17 protein-coding genes and 1 pseudogene are annotated in these 23,527 nt (G+C 29.4%); 17 read left to right on the forward strand and 1 reads right to left on the reverse strand.

All coding sequences use genetic code 11. From position 1 onward, the window contains the following. Nucleotides 1–11 precede the first annotated feature (11 nt). The 15 genes and pseudogenes from rsmH (at nucleotide 12) to secA (ending at nucleotide 20,208) form a co-directional block, all read left to right on the forward strand. On the forward strand, nucleotides 12–980 hold the full coding sequence (gene rsmH / locus Bsans602_RS00685) for a 16S rRNA (cytosine(1402)-N(4))-methyltransferase RsmH (protein ID WP_500837375.1): 969 nt from the start codon (nucleotides 12–14) through the stop codon (nucleotides 978–980). A gap of 14 nt (nucleotides 981–994) precedes the next feature. After that, complete coding sequence (ftsL, locus tag Bsans602_RS00690) at nucleotides 995–1,309, forward strand: cell division protein FtsL (protein WP_500837202.1); 315 nt, start codon at nucleotides 995–997, stop codon at nucleotides 1,307–1,309. Nucleotides 1,310–1,390: 81 nt separating this feature from the next. Further along, complete coding sequence (ftsI, locus tag Bsans602_RS00695; protein ID WP_500837203.1) at nucleotides 1,391–3,085, forward strand: peptidoglycan glycosyltransferase FtsI; 1,695 nt, start codon at nucleotides 1,391–1,393, stop codon at nucleotides 3,083–3,085. Nucleotides 3,086–3,123: 38 nt separating this feature from the next. After that, the gene (gene murE, locus Bsans602_RS00700) at nucleotides 3,124–4,632 is read left to right on the forward strand and encodes a UDP-N-acetylmuramoyl-L-alanyl-D-glutamate--2,6-diaminopimelate ligase (protein WP_500837204.1); all 1,509 of its coding nucleotides are present in this window, start codon (nucleotides 3,124–3,126) and stop codon (nucleotides 4,630–4,632) included. Further along, nucleotides 4,629–6,002 carry a UDP-N-acetylmuramoyl-tripeptide--D-alanyl-D-alanine ligase gene (gene murF, locus Bsans602_RS00705; RefSeq protein ID WP_500837205.1) on the forward strand — a complete coding sequence of 458 codons (1,374 nt, stop codon included), beginning with the start codon at nucleotides 4,629–4,631 and terminating at the stop codon, nucleotides 6,000–6,002. The genes murE and murF overlap by 4 nt, the downstream gene beginning before the upstream one ends. After that, the gene (gene mraY / locus Bsans602_RS00710) at nucleotides 5,987–7,072 is read left to right on the forward strand and encodes a phospho-N-acetylmuramoyl-pentapeptide-transferase (RefSeq protein ID WP_500837206.1); all 1,086 of its coding nucleotides are present in this window, start codon (nucleotides 5,987–5,989) and stop codon (nucleotides 7,070–7,072) included. Before murF ends, mraY begins: the two co-directional genes overlap by 16 nt. 7 nt (nucleotides 7,073–7,079) lie before the next feature. After that, nucleotides 7,080–8,402, forward strand: a complete 1,323-nt coding sequence (gene murD / locus Bsans602_RS00715; RefSeq protein WP_500837207.1) for a UDP-N-acetylmuramoyl-L-alanine--D-glutamate ligase — start codon at nucleotides 7,080–7,082, stop codon at nucleotides 8,400–8,402. After that, on the forward strand, nucleotides 8,402–9,634 hold the full coding sequence (gene ftsW / locus Bsans602_RS00720; protein ID WP_500837208.1) for a cell division protein FtsW: 1,233 nt from the start codon (nucleotides 8,402–8,404) through the stop codon (nucleotides 9,632–9,634). Before murD ends, ftsW begins: the two co-directional genes overlap by 1 nt. Continuing rightward, nucleotides 9,594–10,661 (forward strand): undecaprenyldiphospho-muramoylpentapeptide beta-N-acetylglucosaminyltransferase, encoded by a 1,068-nt coding sequence (gene murG, locus Bsans602_RS00725; RefSeq protein ID WP_500837209.1) that lies wholly within the window; start codon nucleotides 9,594–9,596, stop codon nucleotides 10,659–10,661. The genes ftsW and murG overlap by 41 nt, the downstream gene beginning before the upstream one ends. Before the next feature lie 96 nt (nucleotides 10,662–10,757). Continuing rightward, nucleotides 10,758–12,164, forward strand: a complete 1,407-nt coding sequence (gene murC / locus Bsans602_RS00730) for a UDP-N-acetylmuramate--L-alanine ligase (protein WP_500837210.1) — start codon at nucleotides 10,758–10,760, stop codon at nucleotides 12,162–12,164. Nucleotides 12,165–12,291: 127 nt separating this feature from the next. Then, nucleotides 12,292–13,098 carry a cell division protein FtsQ/DivIB gene (locus Bsans602_RS00735; RefSeq protein WP_500837211.1) on the forward strand — a complete coding sequence of 269 codons (807 nt, stop codon included), beginning with the start codon at nucleotides 12,292–12,294 and terminating at the stop codon, nucleotides 13,096–13,098. 33 nt (nucleotides 13,099–13,131) lie between these two features. Then, nucleotides 13,132–14,388, forward strand: a complete 1,257-nt coding sequence (ftsA, locus tag Bsans602_RS00740; protein WP_500837212.1) for a cell division protein FtsA — start codon at nucleotides 13,132–13,134, stop codon at nucleotides 14,386–14,388. Between the two features lie 78 nt (nucleotides 14,389–14,466). After that, entirely contained in the window at nucleotides 14,467–15,636 is a 1,170-nt protein-coding gene (gene ftsZ, locus Bsans602_RS00745; RefSeq protein ID WP_500837213.1) for a cell division protein FtsZ, read from the forward strand. 100 nt (nucleotides 15,637–15,736) lie between these two features. Beyond that, the gene (lpxC, locus tag Bsans602_RS00750; protein WP_500837214.1) at nucleotides 15,737–16,630 is read left to right on the forward strand and encodes a UDP-3-O-acyl-N-acetylglucosamine deacetylase; all 894 of its coding nucleotides are present in this window, start codon (nucleotides 15,737–15,739) and stop codon (nucleotides 16,628–16,630) included. A gap of 847 nt (nucleotides 16,631–17,477) precedes the next feature. Further along, nucleotides 17,478–20,208, forward strand: a pseudogene (gene secA / locus Bsans602_RS00755) (preprotein translocase subunit SecA). Between the two features lie 426 nt (nucleotides 20,209–20,634). Here the strand turns inward: secA and coaE are convergent. Further along, complete coding sequence (gene coaE, locus Bsans602_RS00760; RefSeq protein ID WP_500837215.1) at nucleotides 20,635–21,252, reverse strand: dephospho-CoA kinase; 618 nt, start codon at nucleotides 21,250–21,252, stop codon at nucleotides 20,635–20,637. A 525-nt stretch (nucleotides 21,253–21,777) separates the two neighbouring features. On the opposite strand from coaE, the gene dksA reads away from it, so the two are divergent. Beyond that, entirely contained in the window at nucleotides 21,778–22,245 is a 468-nt protein-coding gene (gene dksA / locus Bsans602_RS00765; protein ID WP_500837216.1) for an RNA polymerase-binding protein DksA, read from the forward strand. A 261-nt stretch (nucleotides 22,246–22,506) separates the two neighbouring features. Beyond that, nucleotides 22,507–22,998 (forward strand): 2-amino-4-hydroxy-6-hydroxymethyldihydropteridine diphosphokinase, encoded by a 492-nt coding sequence (gene folK / locus Bsans602_RS00770; protein WP_500837217.1) that lies wholly within the window; start codon nucleotides 22,507–22,509, stop codon nucleotides 22,996–22,998. Nucleotides 22,999–23,527 lie beyond the last annotated feature (529 nt).

Here is a 23,527-nt window from a genome sequence, read left to right on the forward strand (position 1 = left end):
TTTATATGTTAATGATTATGTGTACATTTCATATTAACTGCAATCATGAAAGTGTATTGTTAGAAGAAGCGATACAAGCATTGAATATTAATTCAACAGGAGTATACGTTGACGGAACATTTGGTTCGGGAGGTCATTCTAAGTTAATTTTATCTAAACTAACTAAAAAAGGCCGTTTATTAGCGATTGATAGAGATTGGTCAGCTGTAAAAATTGGGAATATAATAGCTGCACAAGACAGTAGATTTACAATAATACACAGTACATTTTCCAAAATACATAAACATATCAAAAATATGGGCCTTACTGGATCAGTAGATGGCATTCTATTAGATCTAGGGGTGAGCTCATTTCAATTGAATGATTATAATAGAGGGTTTTCATTCATGAGAGATGGTCCTTTAGATATGCGTATGGATATTAGTAGTGGACAATCCGCTGCTGAGTGGTTATCGAAAGCTTCATTGGAAAATATTGCTTGGGTATTGAAAACTTTTGGAGAAGAAAGATTTGCTAAAATTATTGCTAAGGTTATTGTATCTATAAGACGATATAAGCCTATTGTACGTTCCATCATTTTGTCTAAATTAATTTGCGACATTATTCCATATCACAACATGCGTAAGCATCCTGCAACTAAAAGTTTTTTAGCAATTAGAATGTATATTAATAATGAATTGGAAGAAATAATACAAATATTAGAAGATTCATTAAGAATGTTGTCTGCACGAGGAAGATTAGTAATAATTAGTTTTAATTCTTTAGAAGATCGTTTAGTAAAACATTTTATTCGTGATCATAGTCGTGTCTTACCTATACCCCCTAAAATTCCATTAACAGATTATCAAATATTTAGTAAATATAACAGTAAATATAAACTGAAAGATATGGGGAAATTAATGCCTTCAAAACAAGAAATTAAAAGAAATACATGTGCTCGTAGCGCGATATTACGTTATGCTGAAAAATTGGTTATTTAATTAAGTATTTAGGTATGATAAAAAAAAGACAATATAACCTTATTAATATTATTTATAATGATTTATTTTTTTATGGTAAACAGCAAATACTTTTATTGTTATTAATATTAATTTCAGCAATGCTAGTAATTCTGGTAACGTATCATACTAGATCAATGGTTATGGATCGCGAAAAAATTTTGTTAGAAAAAGATGCTTTAGATACTGAATGGAGAAATTTGATCCTTGAAGAAAAAATATTATCTGACCATAGTCGTATTGAACGTATTGCTATAAATAAATTACGAATGCATTATGTAGATCTAACACAAAATAATATGTTCCACTGACTTAATAAATATATGTTTGATGTGCAAAAAGTTATTTATGCAAAATCATACATCATCATATAATAACTTAATATATATTATATGAAGTTTAAACCTTATAACTTTCAAACAATTTTAAATGATAAACGTTTTAACTTATTATATAGTTGCATTTTTCTTATATTAGTTATTTTACTATCAAGATTAACTTATTTACAAGTTATTTATTCTAATAAGTTAATTAATGAAGGCGATTTGCGTTCATTGCGTGTACAACATATCTCATTCACTAGGGGTATTATTACTGATAGAATGGGGCAATTGCTAGCAATTAGTATACCTTCTGATTCTGTTTGGGCGGATCCTTATAAAATTAATAGGAGTGGTGGTATCGCTTCTGATATATATCGTTGGACGGAGTTATCTAAAATACTAAATATATCATTAGATAAATTATCATCTGTTGTTAACAATCACGCTACAGGACGTTTCATTTATTTAGCGCGACAAATAGATCCTTCTGTTTCTCAGCGTATTAGTCAACTAAAATTACCAGGAGTATATTTACAACAAGAATTAAAACGACATTATCCTGCTGGACGTACAACTGCTCATCTAATAGGAATAACGGATATAGATGGTCAAGGTATCGAAGGTATAGAAAAAAGCTTCAATACTTGGTTATCTGGTCAACCTGCCACAAAAGTAATACGAAAAGATAGATTTGGTAGAACAATTGAAGAAACTACTATAAACAATGGTCAAGCTTCTAAAAATATCATTCTAAGTATCGATGAACGGTTACAATATTTAGCATATCATGAATTAAATAATGCTATACGCATAAATAAAGCAGAATCTGGAAGTATAGTGTTAATAGATATTAATACTGGTGAAATTTTAGCTATGACAAATAGTCCATCATATAATCCAAATAATTTATCTATTATTGATAAATCTGTTATGCGCAATCGTGCTATTACTGATGCATTTGAGCCAGGTTCAACAGTGAAACCTATTGTAATTATGGCTGCATTAAAACACAACATAATAAAAACAGGTACTATTATTAATACATCTCCTTATATGATTGATGGATATCAAATTAAAGATGTAATTTATCGCGATAAATTAACTATTAGAGAAATATTGCAGAAATCTAGTAATGTTGGTGTTTCTAAATTAGCACTATCTATGCCTTCAACAACTTTAGTAAATACATATGTAAATTTTGGGATGGGTAAAGCGACAAATATAGGATTAATAGGAGAAAGTAGTGGAGTATACCCATACGATAAATGTTGGTCAGATATAGAACGAGCTGTATTTTCTTATGGATACGGCTTAATGATTACTCCGTTACAATTGGCTAAGGTTTATGCTACCATTGGCGGTATGGGAGTATCTAAGCCACTTTCTATCATACGAATTGATTCTTCTTTAACATTAGGGGATCGAGTTTTTCCGAAACCGTTAGTACGTACTGTTTTAGATATGATGGAGGGTGTATGCTTACCAAGCAATAGTTATCAGGAAACGATTAAAAAGGGATATCGAGTTGCAGTAAAAACTGGTACTATCAAGATAGTAGGATCACATGGGAAATATATTAATAAGTATATTTCATGTGCTGCTGGAGTAGCTCCAGTGAGTCATCCTAGATTTGCTTTAGCAGTAGTTATAAATGATCCTAAAAACGGTCACTATTATGGAAGTATGGTATCTGCGCCAGTGTTTCGCACAGTTATGGGTCATGCATTAAAAATAATGAATATTGCACCAGATTTTTTACAGTAATTTAGAAGAAATATTATAATTTTTTCATAAAACATTATATGCATAAATTACATAATTTATATAAATTTCTTCTGTCATGTGTTTCTAATAATTATGTTAGTCCCATGTTAACAGGAGTACAATTAGATAGTCGGGATGTTGTACTGGGAAATTTATTTGTAGCAGTTAAAGGTTATAAGACTGACGGAAGATTATATATCGATTGTGCAATTAAAAAAGGAGCTACAGCAGTTCTATCAGAATCTTGGAATAATACAATAATATTTAAAAAATATAGTTCTAATACAAATAAAATACCTGTAATTTATGTAAATCATTTGTCACAACATTTATCTAATATAGCAGGAATCTTTTATAATCATCCATCACGGTTTTTAAACTTAATTGGTGTAACTGGCACCAATGGAAAAACTACCGTCACACATTTATTAACTAGTTGGGTTCAATTATTAGGGGAAAAAAGTGCTGTGATGGGTACGCTAGGTAATGGGATATTGGACAATATGTCTTTATCCGATAATACAACTTGTTCTGCTATTGATACTCAAAAAATATTAGCTCAATTTGTTCAAGATAAGATTGTGTTCGTTGCCATGGAAATATCATCGCATGGATTATCTCAATATCGTGTAGATGCTTTGTATTTTAAAGTTGCTATATTTACTAATTTAAGCCACGATCATTTAGATTATCATGGTAACATGGGACAATATTTAATGTCTAAACGGCGATTGTTTAGTGAATTACATGCAGAGAAATATGTTATCAATGCTGATGATCGTGTTGGTTATCAATGGTTGTATGATTTACCACAAGCAGTTGCAGTCACCACAACAAGAAATTTACCGTTTTTTTGGAAAGGTAAATGGATATCTGCAATTAAAGTGAATTATTATTTGCACTGCACAGATATTGTTTTTGATTCAAGTTGGGGAGGTGGGGTAATTCATAGTCAATTATTAGGAGAATTTAATGTTAATAATTTATTATTAGCCTTAGGTACATTATTAATGTTGGGATATCCTTTATCGTTATTAATACATACATCATCTCAATTACGGCCTGTAATTGGTAGAATGGAGGTATTTCGTTCTTATGGATATCCTACAATTGTAGTAGATTATGCACATACTCCTGATGCATTAAAAAAAGCACTGATTTCAATTAGGCGATATTGTTATGGCCAATTATGGTGTGTTTTTGGTTGTGGAGGTGATAGAGACCCAAGTAAACGTGCTTTAATGGGTTATGTTGCAAAACAATATGCAGATTGCATAATTGTTACTAATGATAATCCACGCACTGAAGAACCACAATCAATTATAAATGATATTATGTGTGGTGTCGGTGTATTATATTCAAAAAAAATTATCAAAATTATTGAAAATCGTTATAGTGCAATACAAACTGTTATTTCCCAAGCGCGTTCAGAAGATATAATATTGATTTCTGGAAAAGGTCATGAACAGTTCCAAATTATAGGAAATAATTGCATATATCATTCTGATCAAGATATAGTAAAAAAAATTTTAAAAAAAATATCATGATTCCGTTTAGTCTTCATGAAATAGCACCAATTTTAAACGCAAAACATGTTGGCATAGATTTGATTGTTCATTCAATTACTATTCATTCAAATGTTATTTATAAACAATGTATGTTTGTAGCATTGATAGGTAAATATTTCAATGGTCATGATTTTGCTATTCAAGCAATTGAATCTGGAGCTAAGGCATTATTGGTAAATAATTACATTTTTTTAGATGTTCCTCAATTAATTGTACCTAATACTCATTATGCTTTACTAAAATTAGCACATTGGGTACGTCGACAAGCATCCGCTAAGGTCGTTGCTATAACTGGATCCAGTGGTAAAACATCAGTAAAAGAAATGACTAAATCTATACTAAAGAATAGTGGGTATACGGTAGCAACACAAGGCAACTGTAATAATACAGTTGGAGTTCCAATCACTTTATTACGTTTAACCAAACAAAGTAATTTTGCGATTGTTGAATTAGGTTCAAATCATCCAGGAGAACTAACACAATTAAGCAAGATCGTTGCTGCGCATTCAGCTTTAGTAAATAATATTTATCCATCACATTTATTAGGGTTTGGATCGTTAACTACAATAAAAAAAGAGAAAGGGAAGATTTTTGCTGAATTAGATTCACATGGGAAAGGTATTATAAATGCTGATAACCATGCTTTGGATTTATGGCGTAAAGTATTGCAAGGAAAATCTATATGGAATTTTTCTTTATATACTAATATTGGTGTGGATTTTTTTGCAAGTAATATCATTTCCGAAAAAAATGGAATGCGGTTTTTTTTGCATAGCCCATATGGGACTTCTTCAGTATTTTTATCAATGTTAGGCAGACATAGTGTATCTAATGCTTTGGCCGCTAGCGCTCTTGCTTTTTCTGTAGGCGCAGGGTTATCGGAAGTAGTTACTGGATTAGAAAATATAAAACCATTGCCCGGTAGGTTATTTCCAATTATTTTAGGTAAAGGTAAGTTATTATTGGATGACACTTATAATTCTAACGTTGGTTCTATGATATCTGCGATTTATGTATTAACTGCAACGCCAGGTTATCGAATATTGGTAGTGAGTGATATGTCGGAACTAGGAAAATATAAAGAAATTAAATATCACTCTTATATTGGGAAATTAATTGCAAGAACAAATATAAATAAAATTCTTACTATAGGTAGTGCTAGTTATTTTATTTCTAAAATGTGTAAACAAGGAAAACATTTTAAAAACAAACATCAATTAATTATTTATATTAAAAAAATGTTATCCAGCTATACATCAATTACTATATTAATAAAAGGATCTCGTGTTTTTAAAATGGAGAAAATAGTAAATGCCATCAAGGATGAGAAAAAATGTTATTTTGGTTAATAAAGAATATATTAATATTATATTCACCCAATTTTAATATTATTTGTCATTCAACTTTTAGGATTATTGCTAGTTTATTATCAGCATTATTTATTTCTTTAGGAATAGGTTCTTATATAATCAAACGGTTTCATAATTTACGTTTTTTTCAAATAGTACGTGAAAATGGGCCAAAAGCGCATATTCAAAAGCAAGGTACGCCTACTATGGGTGGAATTATAATACTTCTGTCTGTTTGTATAACGGTAATAATGTGGGCTGATTTATCTAATTTATATGTATGGTATGTATCATTTATATTGATAACATATGGGATATTAGGATTAATTGATGATCTTTTAAAAATAAAAAGAAAAAGTACTGCCGGTTTAAGTGCATTACATAAGTATTTTTGGCAATCATTAATTGCATTAACATTGATTATTACTATGTTTTTATTAGACCGCAATATTGTATCTACACCATTAATAGTGCCATTTTTTAAAAATTTTATGCCACAATTAGGTGTTTGGTATATTGTATTAGCGTATTTTGTCGTTGTCGGAACAAGTAATTCAGTGAATTTATCTGATGGATTAGATGGATTAGCTATTATGCCCATAATATTGATTACAGCTGGATTAGCTTTCATTGCATCTATAACTAGTGATATATACTTTTCTTATTGTTTACATATTCCTTATCTTGATCTTTCTGGAGAATTAATAATTGTATGCTCTGCCATTATTGGAGCTGGTGTTGGGTTTTTATGGTTCAATACCTATCCAGCTCAAATATTTATGGGTGATGTAGGTTCTTTATCCCTTGGAGGTACACTTGGAATAATGGCTGTATTATTACATCAAGAATGTTTATTATTAATTATGGGCGGGGTATTTGTAATAGAAACTATATCTGTGATCTTACAAATAAGTTATTTTAAATTATTTGGAAAACGAATATTTAAAATGACACCAATTCATCATCATTTTGAATTAAAAGGTTGTCCAGAGCCTCGAATTATAGTGCGATTTTGGATTATATCGTTAATATTGGTTTTATTTGGGTTAATTACTTTGAAGATACGGTAATAAAAATATGAGTAATTATCGAAGATCACGAGTTGTGATTATCGGTTTAGGAATCACGGGTTTGTCTTGTGTTCATTTTTTTTTAGCTAGAGGTGTAATACCAAAAGTAATAGATACTCGCGCGTATCCTCCGGGAATAAATCAATTACCACATATTGTAAAATATTGTTTAGGTGTGTTTAACGATATATGGTTGTTACGTGCTACATTAATTGTAGTTAGCCCTGGAATACGACTAGATCATCCTATTTTAATTGAAGCATTAAAATTGGGAGTAGAGATTATTGGTGATATTGAATTATTTGCTCGAGAAGCAACTGCTCCGATAATAGCTATTACTGGATCTAATGGTAAAAGTACAGTAACCCAATTAGTTTCTAAGATAGCTAAGAGTGCTGGATGGTATGTCGGTGTTGCAGGAAACATAGGTATACCTGTTCTTTCTTTATTAGATAAACCATATCAATTATATATATTGGAGATTTCAAGTTTTCAATTAGATACAACTTACAGTTTACGCGCAAAAGCGGCGATAATCTTAAATATTAGCGAAGACCACATGGATCGTTATCCTGGTGGATTAAAACAATATTATCTCTCTAAGCAAAAGATTTATAAAAATGCCACAGTTTGTGTAATGAACGCTTTAGATCCTTTAACAGTACCCATATATGATGGCTATGATTGTTGCGTAAGTTTTGGTATAAATCAAGATTCTGCAGATTATCATCTAAAATATTATAAAGGACATAATTGGATCATTGCATATAACGAATACGTACTTAATTGTTCCTTAATGAAAATTAATAGTCACATTAATTATATGAATGCATTATCTGCTTTAGCCTTATCAGATATTTTCAATATCCCTCGTTCTATTTCCTTACAAGTATTGTGTCAATTTTCTGGATTAACGCATCGTTGTCAGTTAATTTATAAAAATCATGGAGTTAGTTGGATTAATGATTCTAAGGCTACTAATGTTAATGCAACTACAGAAGCTATTAATAACTTAAGATTATCTGGAACACTGCATTTGATGATAGGAGGTGATGCTAAGTTAGCTGATTTTTCTGTGTTGAAACATTTAATTAAACAATATGAGATACATCTTTATTGTTTTGGAAAAGACGGATTATTTTTAACAAAACTAGGTTTTGATCATGTTATTCTCACAAATACGATGATACAAGCCATGCGCATTATTAGTCGGCGTGTAAAAAGAAAAGACATAGTTTTGTTATCTCCAGCTTGTTCTAGCTTAGATCAATTTAAGTCATTTGCAACTCGTGGATTTATGTTTGCCTATTTTGCACGAGAATTTGGATAATGAGAGTATTAAAAGAAAAAACTATTAATCAATTATTAAAATCACATAAAAAAAAATCATCGTATATTGATGTGTTATATGATCGTTTGTTGTTTTGGTGTGTATTAGGATTAATCTGTATTGGTTTTATTATCATTAGTTCAGGATCCATTCCTATTGGGATACGATTAATGAATGATCCGTGCTATTTCATAAAGCGTGCAGTTGTTTATTATAGTATAACGTTCTTGTTATCTGTAGTTATCTTAAAAATACCTATAATAATTTGGAAAAATTATAGTTTCATAATGTTGTTGTATAGTTACATAACTTTAATAGCAGTATTAATATTAAATAATTCTACTAATGGAGCATCACGTTGGATAATGTTAGGTTCGTTATGTATGCAGCCTTCAGAACTATCAAAGTTATTTTTTATTTGCTATCTTGCTAATTATTTAACACGTAAATCCAAAGAAATACGCGCTAATTTTTGGGATATATCTAAACCCATAGTAATAATGATGCTATTAGCTATATTATTATTAGCGCAACCTGATTTTGGTAGTATTATTATTTTATTTATCACTACCTTATCTATATTATTTCTTTTCGGAGCCAAATTATGGCAATTAGCATTGATTTTTGTATCTAACATATTTTTGATCGCATTATCGATTATAATTAAACCTTATCGTATACAACGTATACTTACTTTTTGGGATCCATGGAAAGATCCATTTGGTAATGGTTACCAATTAACTCAATCATTGATGGCATTTGGTCGTGGAAAATTTTTTGGAGAAGGATTGGGAAATTCTGTACTTAAATTAGAATATTTACCTGAAGCTCACACTGACTTTATTTTTTCTATTCTTGCAGAAGAATTAGGATATTTTGGAGCAATTTTAGTATTATTTATGTTATTTATAATTGTGTTTCGTGCCATGACTATTGGTTATAGTGCGTTGAATATTAATCATAGATTTTCTGGCATTTTGGCTTGTTCTATCAGTATCTGGTTTGGGTTACAAATATTTATCAATATAGGAACTGTTAGCGGAATATTACCTACTAAAGGTTTAACATTACCGTTTATCAGTTATGGAGGATCTAGTTTTTTAGCTACAATGATAGCAAGCATGCTGTTGTTAAGAATAGATTTTGAAACACGTTTATCTAAAGATCAAGCTTTTTTAAAGAGTACGAAAAATGAATCAAAAAAAGAGAATTTTAATAGTAGCAGGTGGTAGCGGAGGACATGTATTTCCAGGGTTGTCAGTAGCTCATTACTTAATTGAGAATGGATACCAAGTTGTTTGGTTAGGTACCTCAGATCGTATTGAAGCTAAACTAGTTCCAAAATATGGTATTGATATTAAATTTATTCATATTAAAAGATGGCATGGTGAGAAATTATACATCAAATGTATAATGCCACTATATATTTGCTTAGCAGTATATCAAGCAAGAAAAATTATAAAATTTTGGAAACCTGACATAGTCTTAGGCATGGGCGGATATGTCTCTGGACCTAGTGGATTAGCTGCATGGATATGCGGTATTCCACTAATAATACACGAACAAAACAGAATTATTGGTTTAACTAATCGGTACTTATCGATGTTCGCTGTAAAAGTATTACAAGGATTTCCTAATACCTTTCCTAATGCAAAAATAGTAGGAAATCCAATACGACGAACAATATTAGCTATTCCAAATCCAGTTAAACGATGGAAAGGCCGTGTTGGTCCTATTCGTGTTTTAGTGATTGGAGGTAGTCAAGGGGCTCATATATTAAATAAAATTATTCCAAACATGGCGGAAAAGTTATCTAATAAACTGATCATATGGCATCAAGTTGGAGAACAAGATTTCAAAAAAGTAAAATGGGCTTACCAAAAAATAAAGCAAAACTGTCACAAAATTGTAAAGTTTATTGATGATATAGCTCAAGCATATTCTTGGGCAGATATATTAATTTCTCGCGCTGGTGCGTTAACAGTAAGCGAGGTGTCGATTGTAGGATTGCCAGCAATATTTGTACCTTTTATACATCATAAAGATCGTCAACAATATTGGAATGCTATGCCTTTAGTACAAGTAGGAGCAGCAAAAATTATTGAACAACAAAACTTTACAAGTGATTATGTTAGCACAGTGCTAGAATCTTGGGATAGAAAAACATTATGTAATATGGCTCAGCGCGCTAGAAATATGGCTATTCCTAATGCAACTCAACAAGTTTCTCAGATAATAATTGAATATCTAAAGAAATAAATATATTAATCGTTTAAATTTATTGATATATATATAATATTTCAAATATATTAAATGAATTTGATTAATATACCGTTATTTAAATCAAGAGATTTAATGTTAATGATGAGTCATTTCAAAAAAATACATTTTGTTGGCATAGGTGGAACTGGTATGTGCGGTATTGCGGAAGTATTAATGTATGAAGGTTATGATATTACTGGTTCTGATATTGTACATAATAATGTAACGCGTCACTTACTCGAAATAGGAGTAAAAATTTATTTCGGCCATAAATATAGTAATATAAATAATGCTAATGTTGTAGTCATATCTAGCGCTATTACTTCAAATAATCCGGAAATTTTAGCTGCTAAGCAAGCCCAAATTCCTATTGTTAAACGCACAGAAATGTTATCTGAGCTCATGAGATTTAAATATGGAATAGCTGTGTCTGGAACGCATGGGAAAACTACTACTACAACAATGATAGCTAATATTTATACTGAATCAGGGTTAAATCCAACTTTTATAAACGGTGGCCTAGTAAAATCAGAAGGTGTATATGCTCGCCTTGGATATGGTCGTTATTTAATCGTAGAAGCAGACGAAAGTGATGGTTCATTTTTGCATCTACATCCCATAGTAGAGGTAATTACTAATATTGATACTGATCATATAAATGCATATCAAGGTAACTTTGAAGGTCTTAAAAAAGCATTTATTAGTTTTTTACATAATCTACCATTTTATGGATATGCTGTAGTATGCATTGATGATCCCATAATTTGTGAAATCTTACCCAAAATTAATAGAAAAATTATTACTTATGGTTTTAGTAAAAATGCTGATTTATGTGTGTTTGATTATCATCAAAATGTAGAAAAGAGTAGTTTTACCATATTACGTCAAAATAAATCAACAAAACTAAAGGTAATTTTAAATGCTCCTGGGCGCCATAATGCACTTAACGCTACAGCTGCTATTGCAGTAGCAACTGAAGAAGGAATTAGTGATGAACATATTCTTAAAACTATGTTATATTTCCAAGGAACGCAACGACGTTTTGAAAATTTAGGTCATTATCCTTTAAATAAAATAAATAGTCAAACAGGAGAATTTATATTAATAGATGATTATGGACATCATCCTTCTGAACTATATGTCACTATTATGACGGCTCGAATTGGATGGCCGAATAGACGATTAATTATGATATTTCAACCTCATAGATATACACGTATAAAAGAATTATATGATGATTTTGTTAATGTACTTTCTAGTGTAGATATTCTTTTAATATTAGATGTTTATTCTGCTGGAGAAACACCTATTTTAGGAGCAGACAGTCAGTCTCTGTGTTGTACAATTCGTGAACATGGTAAAATTAATCCAATATTTATATCAAATACACAGATGTTATCAAACATACTAGCTCAATCCTTGAAAAATAACGATTTGCTCTTAATTCAAGGAGCAGGTACAATAAGTGATATTGTGCGTAAATTAATTGTTAAAAAATAACGATATGTATATAAAATTATCATGATAAATAGTATTAAAATAAAATATAGGTATGTACAAAATAATAATGAATTTTATGACAGTAAAATCATTATAAAATGAAATAGATTACTAAACACTTCGAGCAGTGTTAAACGCACGTAAAAACACAAAAATTAAATATAGCTTAAAACCAAGTGTAAGTAGATATTATAAATTTCGTCATCCGTTATTAGATTGGATATTATTATCCATCGCTGTAATTGGTGTTGTTTGGAGTTTTTATTCTATAAAAACATGGATTTGTAGTTCTTGTTGTTACCCACTATCTTATATAATAGTGACTGGGAATCGCTATTACACTACTAATACTGATATTAATCAGATAATATTAAAATTAGGTGTATTGGGTACATTTATAACACAGGATATTAATATTATTCAAGAAAAAATTGAATATTTACCATGGATTCAGCAAGTGAGTATAAGGAAACAATGGCCAGATACATTAAAGATTCATATAGTAGAACATGTTCCATTGGCGTATTGGAATAATTTACAAAACATTAGCGCAACAGGTACTATTTTTAGTATACCTAGAGAATATCAAAATAATGCTCTAACAATTCCACATTTATATGGACCAAAAGACAGCGAAAAAACCGTATTAACTAATTACTTCATATTTAATGAAATATTAAAGTCTAGTAAATTTCAAATAAAATCAATAAAAATGGATGCACGTTATTCATGGCAATTGATTTTGCAAGATAATATTCATCTAAAATTAGGTAGAAATAATATAATCGAACGATTATATTATTTCATTAAAGTTTATCCTATTCTTCTTCAAGAAATTAATGACAATAATAAATATATTGATTATATAGATTTACGTTATCGATCAGGATTTGCTGTAAGATGGATTTATAGCTCAATTGCTCCCATACAATAAATAAAGAAAAAATAAATAAAGGCAAATACGAACATGATCAAAACTTCAGATAAAAAATTACTAGTAGGATTAGAAATTGGCACAGCTAAAGTTGCTACGATGGTAGGTGAAGTTTTACCTGATGGAATAATAAATATTATTGGATTAGGATATTGTTCGTCACGCGGTATGGATAAAGGAGGGGTAAATAATTTAGAGTCAGTGATAAAATGTGTACAATATTCTATTAATCAAGCAGAATTAATGGCGGGCTGTCAAATTTCATCTGTTTATCTTTCTTTATCTGGAAAACACATTAGCTGTAAAAATGAAATAGGTATGGTGCCTATTTCAGAGGAAGAGGTAACACAATCAGATGTAGATAATGTAGTACATATAGCTAAATCAGTTAAAATACGTGATGAACACCGAATATTACACGTTATTCCACAGAATTATGCTATTGATTATCAAGAAGGGATAAAAAATCCAGTTGGATTATCTGGGGTTAGAATGCAAGCTAAAGTTCATTTAATTACTTGCCATAACGATATGGCTAAAAATATTGTTAAAGCAGTAGAACGATGCGGATTACAGGTAGATCAACTGATATTTTCTGGATTGGCATCAAGTTATGCTGTCTTAACAGAAGACGAGCGTGAACTAGGCGTCTGTGTTGTAGATCTTGGTGGTGGTACAATGGATGTAGCAATATATACTGCTGGAGCTTTACGCCATACTAAGGTTATTCCATATGCTGGGAATGTAGTTACTAGTGATATTGCTTATGCTTTTGGAACACCATTATCTGATGCAGAAATAATTAAGATACGTTATGGTTGTGCTTTAGAATCGTTAATTAGTAAAGGAGAAAATATAGAAGTTCCAAGTGTTGGAGGCAGACCTCCTCGTACTTTACAACGTCATATGTTAGCAGAAATCATCGAGCCTCGATACATTGAGTTAATGATGTTAGTTAATCAAGAAATACTACAATTACAATTACAACTGCGCCAAATTAATATTAAACACCATCTTGCAGCAGGTATTGTGTTAACTGGTGGAGCATCTCTTATAGATGGATTATCAGCTTGTGCTCAAAAAGTATTTCATACACAAGTTCGCATTGCATCTTCCATAAATACAAGCGGAATAATAGATGATGTAAGAAATCCACAGTATTCTACTGTTATCGGATTGTTACATTATGGAAAAGAATCTCATTTGAATAATGAGATAGATATAGAAAAAGGAATAACAATTAAAAGTTGGATAAAAAAAATGAATAATTGGTTAAAAAAAGAATTTTAAAAAACTGTAATAAATATAAATATGCTAAATCCGTTAAAAATTTATTTTTAAAATAACTGAAGTAATATGGGGAAAAATATGTTTGAACCAATGGAATTAACTAGTGATGCAGTAATTAAAGTTGTCGGTATTGGCGGAGGTGGCAGTAATGCAGTTGAGCATATGTTGCGTGAACGTATTGAAGGCGTAGATTTTTTTGCTGTTAATACTGATGCTCAAGCCTTAAGAAAAATGACAATAGGCCAAACCATTCAAATTGGTAGTTCTATTACTAAAGGGTTAGGAGCAGGCGCTAATCCAGAAATTGGTCGTAACTCTGCAGAAGAGGATCGCGATGTATTGAAAGCTACTATAGAAGGTGCAGATATGGTTTTTATCGCCGCAGGGATGGGCGGAGGAACTGGAACAGGGGCTGCTCCGATAGTAGCTGAAGTAGCTAAAGATTTAGGCATTTTAACTGTAGCCGTAGTTACTAAACCTTTTAATTTTGAAGGGAAAAAACGTATGATGTTCGCTGAACAAGGAATTTCTGAACTATCTAAATATGTAGATTCATTAATAACGATTCCAAATGATAAATTATTGAAAGTTTTAGGACGTGGTATATCATTATTAGATGCATTTAGTGCTGCCAATGATGTATTAAAAGGAGCAGTGCAAGGTATTGCGGAATTAATTACTCGACCAGGTTTAATGAATGTAGATTTTGCAGATGTACGCACAGTAATGTCAGAAATGGGATATGCCATGATGGGGGCTGGAGTAGGATGTGGAGACGATAGAGCAGAAGAAGCATCTGAATCAGCCATTGCTAGTCCTTTATTAGAAGATATTGATTTGTCTGGTGCTCGCGGTGTTTTAGTAAATATTACTTCTGGTTTAGATCTACGATTAGATGAATTTGAAACTGTGGGTAATACTATACGTTCTTTTGCTTCTGATAATGCAACAGTAGTAATAGGTACAGCTTTAGATCCAGATATAAATAACGAATTACGTGTTACTGTGGTTGCAACAGGAATTGGTATTGATAAGCGTTCGGATGTCATTCGGTCAAATATTAAAGAAGAAAAAAAAATAGTACGAGATAATCATTATCATAATCATTCTTCTCAAAGAGTATCTACATTTTTCAAAGAATCTAGGAGGCATGCATCATCTGCTACAGTTAATCAGCAGAGTACAGCCCTTGATAAAGATACAGATTATTTAGATATTCCAGCGTTTCTAAGAAAACAAGAAGATTAAATTAAAGATAATATGAATGAGAAATTTTCACAAAAATGCCAATGTATGTCTATGTAATTTATTATATAGTAATAGTATAATAATTGTATGAAACAAGATCATGATAAAACAACGAACATTAAAGCGCATTGCACAAGTTAGTGGCGTAGGATTACATACTGGCAAAAAAGTTACATTAACTTTGCATCCTACTGTAGCAAATACTGGTATTATTTATCGTCGTACTGATTTACACCCTCCTGTAGATTTTCAAGTTAATATTAAATCAGTAGGCAGCACTGCATTATGTACATGTTTGATTAATGAGTACGGTGCTCAAATTTTTACTGTTGAACATTTAAGTGCTGCTCAAGCAGGATTGGGTATTGATAATATTATTATAGAATTGAATGCCCCTGAAGTGCCAATAATGGATGGCAGCGCTAATCCTTTTGTATGCGTATTATTAGATGCTGGAATAGAAGAACTTAATAGTGCTAAAAAATTTATCCGATTAAAACAAACTGTACGTGTTGAAGATGGTGATAAATGGGCTGAGCTAAGACCATTTGATGGGTTTACGCTTGATTTTACTATTGATTTTGATCATCCAGCTATCAATGTTAATACGCAGCATTATTTTTTTAATTTTTCTTCCGAATCTTTCGTTCATAATATTAGTAGAGCACGTACTTTTGGCTTTATGCGGGATGTAAAAGACTTACAATCTCGTGGATTCGCTTTAGGAGGAAGCTTCAATTCAGCTATAATAATTGACGATGATCGCGTACTCAACGAAGATGGATTACGTTTTGACGATGAATTTGTTCGACATAAAATGCTTGATGCTATTGGTGATCTATTTATGTGTGGACACAATCTTATCGGTTCCTTCATTGCTTTTAAATCCGGACATGCCCTAAATAATAAATTGTTGAAAACTGTTTTATCACGCCAAGAATCGTGGGAAATCGCTACTTTTTCTAAGGCATCTGATTTACCTTTAGGATTTTGAATATTCATTCATATTTTAAATGTGTGGTATAACAATGTTATCATAAATTTCAATATATAAATTTATTTAATTTATTTTAGATAATTTCGTTATTATTGTTTAATTATTTAAAAAAATTTCACATATTAATACATATGTGGTTGTACTGAACACTATATATTTCTAATCTATTAAATTAAAAACACTAAAAATGATTTACATGTATCTATAATAAACATTTTTATTTTATGGAATAGACAATATATATATATATCTAAGTATGATATGTCTAAACTAAAAATTTATATAATTACAAAAGTCAGAGATAAACGAATATTTTTGATATTTTATTGCTTTTTATTCGTATGCATATAAATTTTCTATACTATCAAATTAATATATATCTCTGTATATAAAATATGTTTTCATATTCGTATATAATAAATTTAATAGTTATGAGTAATGACTTAAGAGATGTTTAAACTTTATTTAAATAATTTCATATTCAGAATATCAAGTATGTTAATCAATCATTAGTCATATGTCAAATATATACAATATATCTAATACACAAACACAACACATAAATTTATGTAGCAAAAATTTATACTTTTATTATTCGCATATGCTTTTATTATTTAGATATTTCTATAAAAATATTTATGTTAATCAACGTGATTAATGATATTTAACATACATTTTATTCAATTTGTTCACATTTATTTTTAATAGATTGTAAAATAATATAAATTAAATCACTCTTATTAAGATAACTAATATATATAAAATATGCATCATCAACAATAATATATATTGCCACATTATTATTTATATAATATACCATCATTGTAATGAGATATAAACTGTTATGATAACACCATTTAAATTACTTACTAAAATTTTTAAAAATAAAAATGAACGTGCACTACATCGTATGAAAAAAGTGGTGGATATTATAAATTGTATGGAAAAAGACATAGAAAAGTTAAGTGATAATCAACTAGCATCTAAAACTGATGAGTTTCGTGTATCTATTAAGTCAGGTGTAAAATTTGAAGAACTGTTGCCACAAACGTTTGCTGTAGTACGTGAAGCTATCAAAAGAATATTTAACATACGTCTTTTTGATGCCCAATTATTGGGTGGAATAGTTTTAAATAATCGTTGTATCGCAGAAATGAAAACTGGCGAAGGAAAAACTCTAACCGCTACATTACCTGCTTATTTGAATGCGTTAAGCGGTAAAGGAGTACATATCGTTACAGTTAACAATTATTTAGCACATAGAGATGCGGTAAATAATAGACCATTGTTTGAATTTTTAGGATTGACTGTTGGAATCAATTTACCGGAACAATCAGCATCAATGAAACGTGCTGCATATGCAGCAGATATTACCTATGGAACAAATAATGAGTATGGTTTTGATTATTTGCGTGATAACATGGTTTTTGTTCCAGAAGAACGGGTACAACGAGGATTACATTATGCATTAATCGATGAAGTAGATTCTATTTTGATCGATGAAGCTCGTACCCCATTGGTTATTTCTGGTCCATCAGATGATACTTCTTTATTATATTTAAAAATAAACGAATTAGTTTCTACTATAATTCAACAAAATACAAAAAATATACACGATCTACAAAAAGAAAAATATTTCATAGTTGATGAAAAATCTAAACAAGTTATATTAACTGAGCAAGGATTGGTATTAATAGAACAATTATTAATTAAATCTGGTATCATGAATCAAGGCGAATCATTATATTCATCAGATAATATTATATTAATGCACCATGTTAATGCAGCATTTCGTGCGCATACTTTATTTGCATGCGAAGTGGATTATCTTGTTAAAAATGGTGAAATACTGATTATTGATGAACATACAGGACGTGTTATGCCTGGTCGTCGATGGTCAGATGGATTACACCAAGCAATTGAAGCTAAAGAACGAGTAACAGTTCAAAATGAAAATCAAACTTTAGCTTCAATTACATTTCAAAATTATTTTCGTTTGTATGAAAAATTATCTGGTATGACGGGAACCGCTCACACTGAAGCATTTGAGTTTCAATCTATTTATAAATTAGATACTATTATTATACCAACTAATCGTCCTATGATTCGCAACGATTTACCAGATGTAATTTATATGACGGAACATGAAAAAATTGATGCTATTATTCATGATGTTAAGAATTGTGTTAAACGTAATCAGCCAGTTTTGGTAGGAACGATATCAATTGATAAATCTGAAATTATTTCCCGTGCTTTAAAGAAAGCTGGAATTATTCATAAAGTTTTAAATGCTAAGTTTCATTCTGTAGAGGCAGATATTATAGCTCAAGCGGGTCATCCTGGCGCAGTAACTATTGCTACAAATATGGCTGGCCGTGGAACTGATATTATGTTAGGAGGAAATTGTCGAGCAGAAATTGCTGCATTGAATACAACGAGTACATATAAAATTTCAAAAATTAAATCTGCTTGGAAAAAACGTCATGATACAGTATTAAAATCTGGAGGGTTACATGTAATTGGTACTGAACGGCATGAATCTCGTCGTATTGATAATCAACTGCGCGGGCGATCTGGACGACAAGGAGATATAGGTTCCTCTAGATTTTACTTATCCATGGAAGATTCTTTAATACGAATTTTTGCTTCTGATAGATTAGTAAACATGATGAAAAAATTAGGCATGAAATCCGGAGAAGCAATTGAACATCCATGGATCACTAAAGCTATTGCTCATGCTCAAAAAAAAGTAGAAAATCGAAATTTTGATATTAGAAAACAATTATTAGAATATGATGATGTAGCTAACGATCAACGTCGAGTTATTTATGATCAACGCGAGAAATTATTAAACATGGCGAATATTGATGACATTATAAGTAATATTCGTTGTGATGTTATTGATAAATTATTTAATATTTATATTCCTTTACAAATCATAGAGGACAAAAATGATCTAATAAAATTAGAAGAATGTTTGAAAACTGATTTTTATTTAACGTTACCTCTTAGAGAATGGATAGATCTAGATCCTAAATTATATGAGGAAAAAGAAAGATTACGTCAGCGTGTATTGGACAGTATGATCCAACAATATGAACATGCAAAAAAAATAATAGGAACAAATATTGTGCGTTCTTTTGAAAAAGGAATTATGTTAAGAACATTTGATATCTTATGGAAAGAACATTTATCATCAATGGATTACTTACGTCAAGGAATTCATTTAAGAGGGTATGCGCAAAAAGACCCTAAACAAGAATATAAAAGAGAATCATTTGCCATGTTTACTAAAATGTTAGATCATTTAAAATATGAAGTAATAAGTGAAATTAATAAATTAGTGATGAAATCACTTAATAAAAAAGAATCGATTGTCTCAAAAGATAATAAGTATAATGAAATACAATCTATTAATCTACAAACAATTAATAGTAAATTATTATCTATAGACTGTTTTCTACATACAAATACATCAGTTAAAAAAAGTGGTAGGTCGTAATGATTCTTGTTCATGTGGATCTAATAAAAAGTTTAAGAAGCGTTATGGTAAAATTATATATAAGTATCATTAATATATATAAATTACTTCAAATTATTTTTTGAATTAATTACCATAATAGACAATGAAGTTACATTTTTATCTAAAAGTTAAAAGTGATATTTACAAATTATAAATAATGAATATTGTAAGTGTACATATTTAGTATAAAACAACTGCTTTATCTTCAGTTTATTATTATTAAGTCAGATCAAATGATAATTTGAGATATTTATAATTTTTATTATCGTGTATAATGTTGGTTCATTTGAAATTAGTTATTTATAATTTTAATCATGGGTTTTATTGTTTATATGTGTGAAGCGCGGGTATTAAATGATTATAATGATTATAAAATAATTAATATAAATTTTTAATTACTACATGACAATAGAGTCGTGTATACCATATAGTGAATAAATACATAATTTTGAAATTTTTTTTAATAAAAACAGTGGTATTAGTGATTATTTTTTTTTATATTCATATAATATTCATGTAATATAGAGATGTCTGTGTCGATTTCGTCCAGTTTTTTATTGTTGTTAATAATATCATCGGCAAAATCAAGCCTGCGTTGACGAGATACTTGTGATAACAAAATATTTTTAGCGTATTGTTGAGTAATTTTATCTCTGCGCATGATTCGATTCAATTGAATGTCAGGATGAATATCTACTACTAATATTCGATCTGCAAGTTTTTGTAAATTATTTTCTATTAACAATGGAGTAACCCACAACACATAATATGATTTATTGGATAATAGATTTATAGTTTTCTGAGTTTCTTTTCTAATGATTGGATGTAATAATTTTTCAAGCCATTCTTTGTCTTTAAGATTAAAAAAAATTATTTTTTTTAGCATAGATCTATTTAATGAACCGTCGGGAAATAATATACCTGATCCAAAATATTTGGTTATCATATGTAAAGCAATGCTTCCGGGTTGTGTGACTTGTCTAGAAATTACATCGGAATCTATTACAGATACTCTTGCTGATAAATCAGAAAATTTTTTAGAAACAACACTTTTTCCAGAACAAATACCCCCAGTTAATGCAATGATATAAGACATAATATATTTTTGTTAAGTAAAATTTTTTCTATAAAGTATAATTTTTAGAAATCATAAGATGAATATTATGGTGCTCTTGTATAAATATTTAATAAATTATGTATAATACTATTATTTATGATTAAAATCATAATATTCTTGTAAAGACTCAAGTAATATTATATGACACAATCCACAGTTTTAAACAGTGATCAATACTTATATTGTCGTTTCTATAAGCAACACAAAACATATATACAAACCAATTATAATATTTTGTCAAAATATTATAATTGGTTTGTATATATGTTGAGATGATTCTATAATCACGTGTATGTTTTACAAGTAATCAAGTATCGTAATAAGATGAAAAGGTTATTTGCTTGAAAAGATCTATTATGTTTTATTAAATAATAATATTTATTTTATTGGATTTTTTATTCATTATATGTTTGTAATATTATTAGTGAATTTTATTTAAATAATTAAATTTTATAGCATATTGATGTAAATTTGTTTTAGTATATATAAATTAGGAGCAGTTATATGCCGACCAAATCATCAAACCGTAGTAACAAATATTCTTCTTTAAATGTATTAATAATTGCAGGGGTTACACCATATCAGCGCAAACCTAATGAAGAATATATGAGCTATGATCAATTATTACATTTTAAACGTATTCTTGAAACATGGAAGAATCAACTTAAACATGATTTAGGATCTGCTGCATTGTGTGTACAAAATCAAGAATCTGTCAATTTTCCAGATCCAGTAGATAGAGCTGCACAAGAAGAAGAATTTAACATTAAATTACGTAATCGAGATAGAGAACGTAAACTTATTGAAAAAATTGAAAAAACTTTAAAAAAAATAGATACAAATGAATTTGGATTTTGTGCTTCATGTGATGTAGAAATCGGAATCCGAAGATTAGAAGCTCGACCAACAGCTGACTTATGTATTGATTGTAAAACTTTAGAAGAAATTAAAGAAAAACAAATGACTGGATAAAATTCCATAGTAAAAATCAATCTTTTTAGTATCTTCACTCTTATATGCAAATATAATTAAAATTAATTTTAATAATTCACATATAGTTTTATCGCGATAGTGAGCACAATTAATATTTTTTAATTATATTTAATATATACTAGGAGCGTAATTATATAAAAATATGTGTCATCTTTTAGTTTTAATGATATTTAAATTTTATAATTATAAAAATAAAAAATTGGTGATTTGATAGTTAATTAAGATTAGGAATATGATTAAATGGAACGAGTCTGGATAGGATTAGGCAGTAATATATTCAATCCTAAAAAACAAGCTAATAAGGCCGTGCGGGCTCTTTCTAAACTTCCAATGACCAAACTTATAGCCTGTTCGTCCTATTATCGTAGTCGGCCATTAGGACGAAAAAATCAGCCTGATTTTTTAAACGCAGTAATAATATTAGATACTAATCTTTCTCCAAAATCACTGTTGAGTCACATCCAATATATTGAAAAAAAACAAGGACGCATTCGGTTGCGTAATTCTCTTTTATGGCAATCACGCACATTAGATCTAGATATTTTATTATTTGGCAAACATAATATATACACCTCTGAATTAATAATACCGCATTATGATATATATAATCGAGAATTTATAATTTATCCGTTAATTGAATTAGATAATCATTTAATTTTTCCTAATGGAAAAATTATAACAGATATCGCTAAAACTATTCCTGAAAATGATTTAGATTTTTGGAAAAAATAAAATCTTATTATCTGTGATAGATGTGGTATAAGGATTATTATTTATTCTATAAAATAAATCATATACATAATTAGTTGTTTACAGGTAAATGAAAGATATTAACGTATCTATTTGTTTACTTAATATTATGAGAGTATCGATTTGATCTGATTATCTAAAATTTTATCTATAACAAATTCTATATTATTTTATTTTCGTTATCTTAATGCAAATTAAATAACAAAATTATTCCGTCATATTTAATAAAAATATCTAATAATAGTTACAATTTGTAGCAATATCTGTAAATGAAATAAATTTTAAAAACTGATATGCTAAAATATTAGGAAAACGTTTATAATTGAGATATAAATAATAACTTAATATTATTAATAGCGCGTATTATCATATTTTTATTGCTTAAGATAGTTATTTCATTGTAATAGTATACTTATTTATCAATAAATAAGTTAACACTTGAGAAACAAGAACTGCATATATAGTACTCACAAAAGTGTTTGCTATATGAATAGTTTGAAATTTAATTTAG

The organism is Candidatus Blochmannia sansabeanus (nom. nud.), assembly GCF_059935345.1.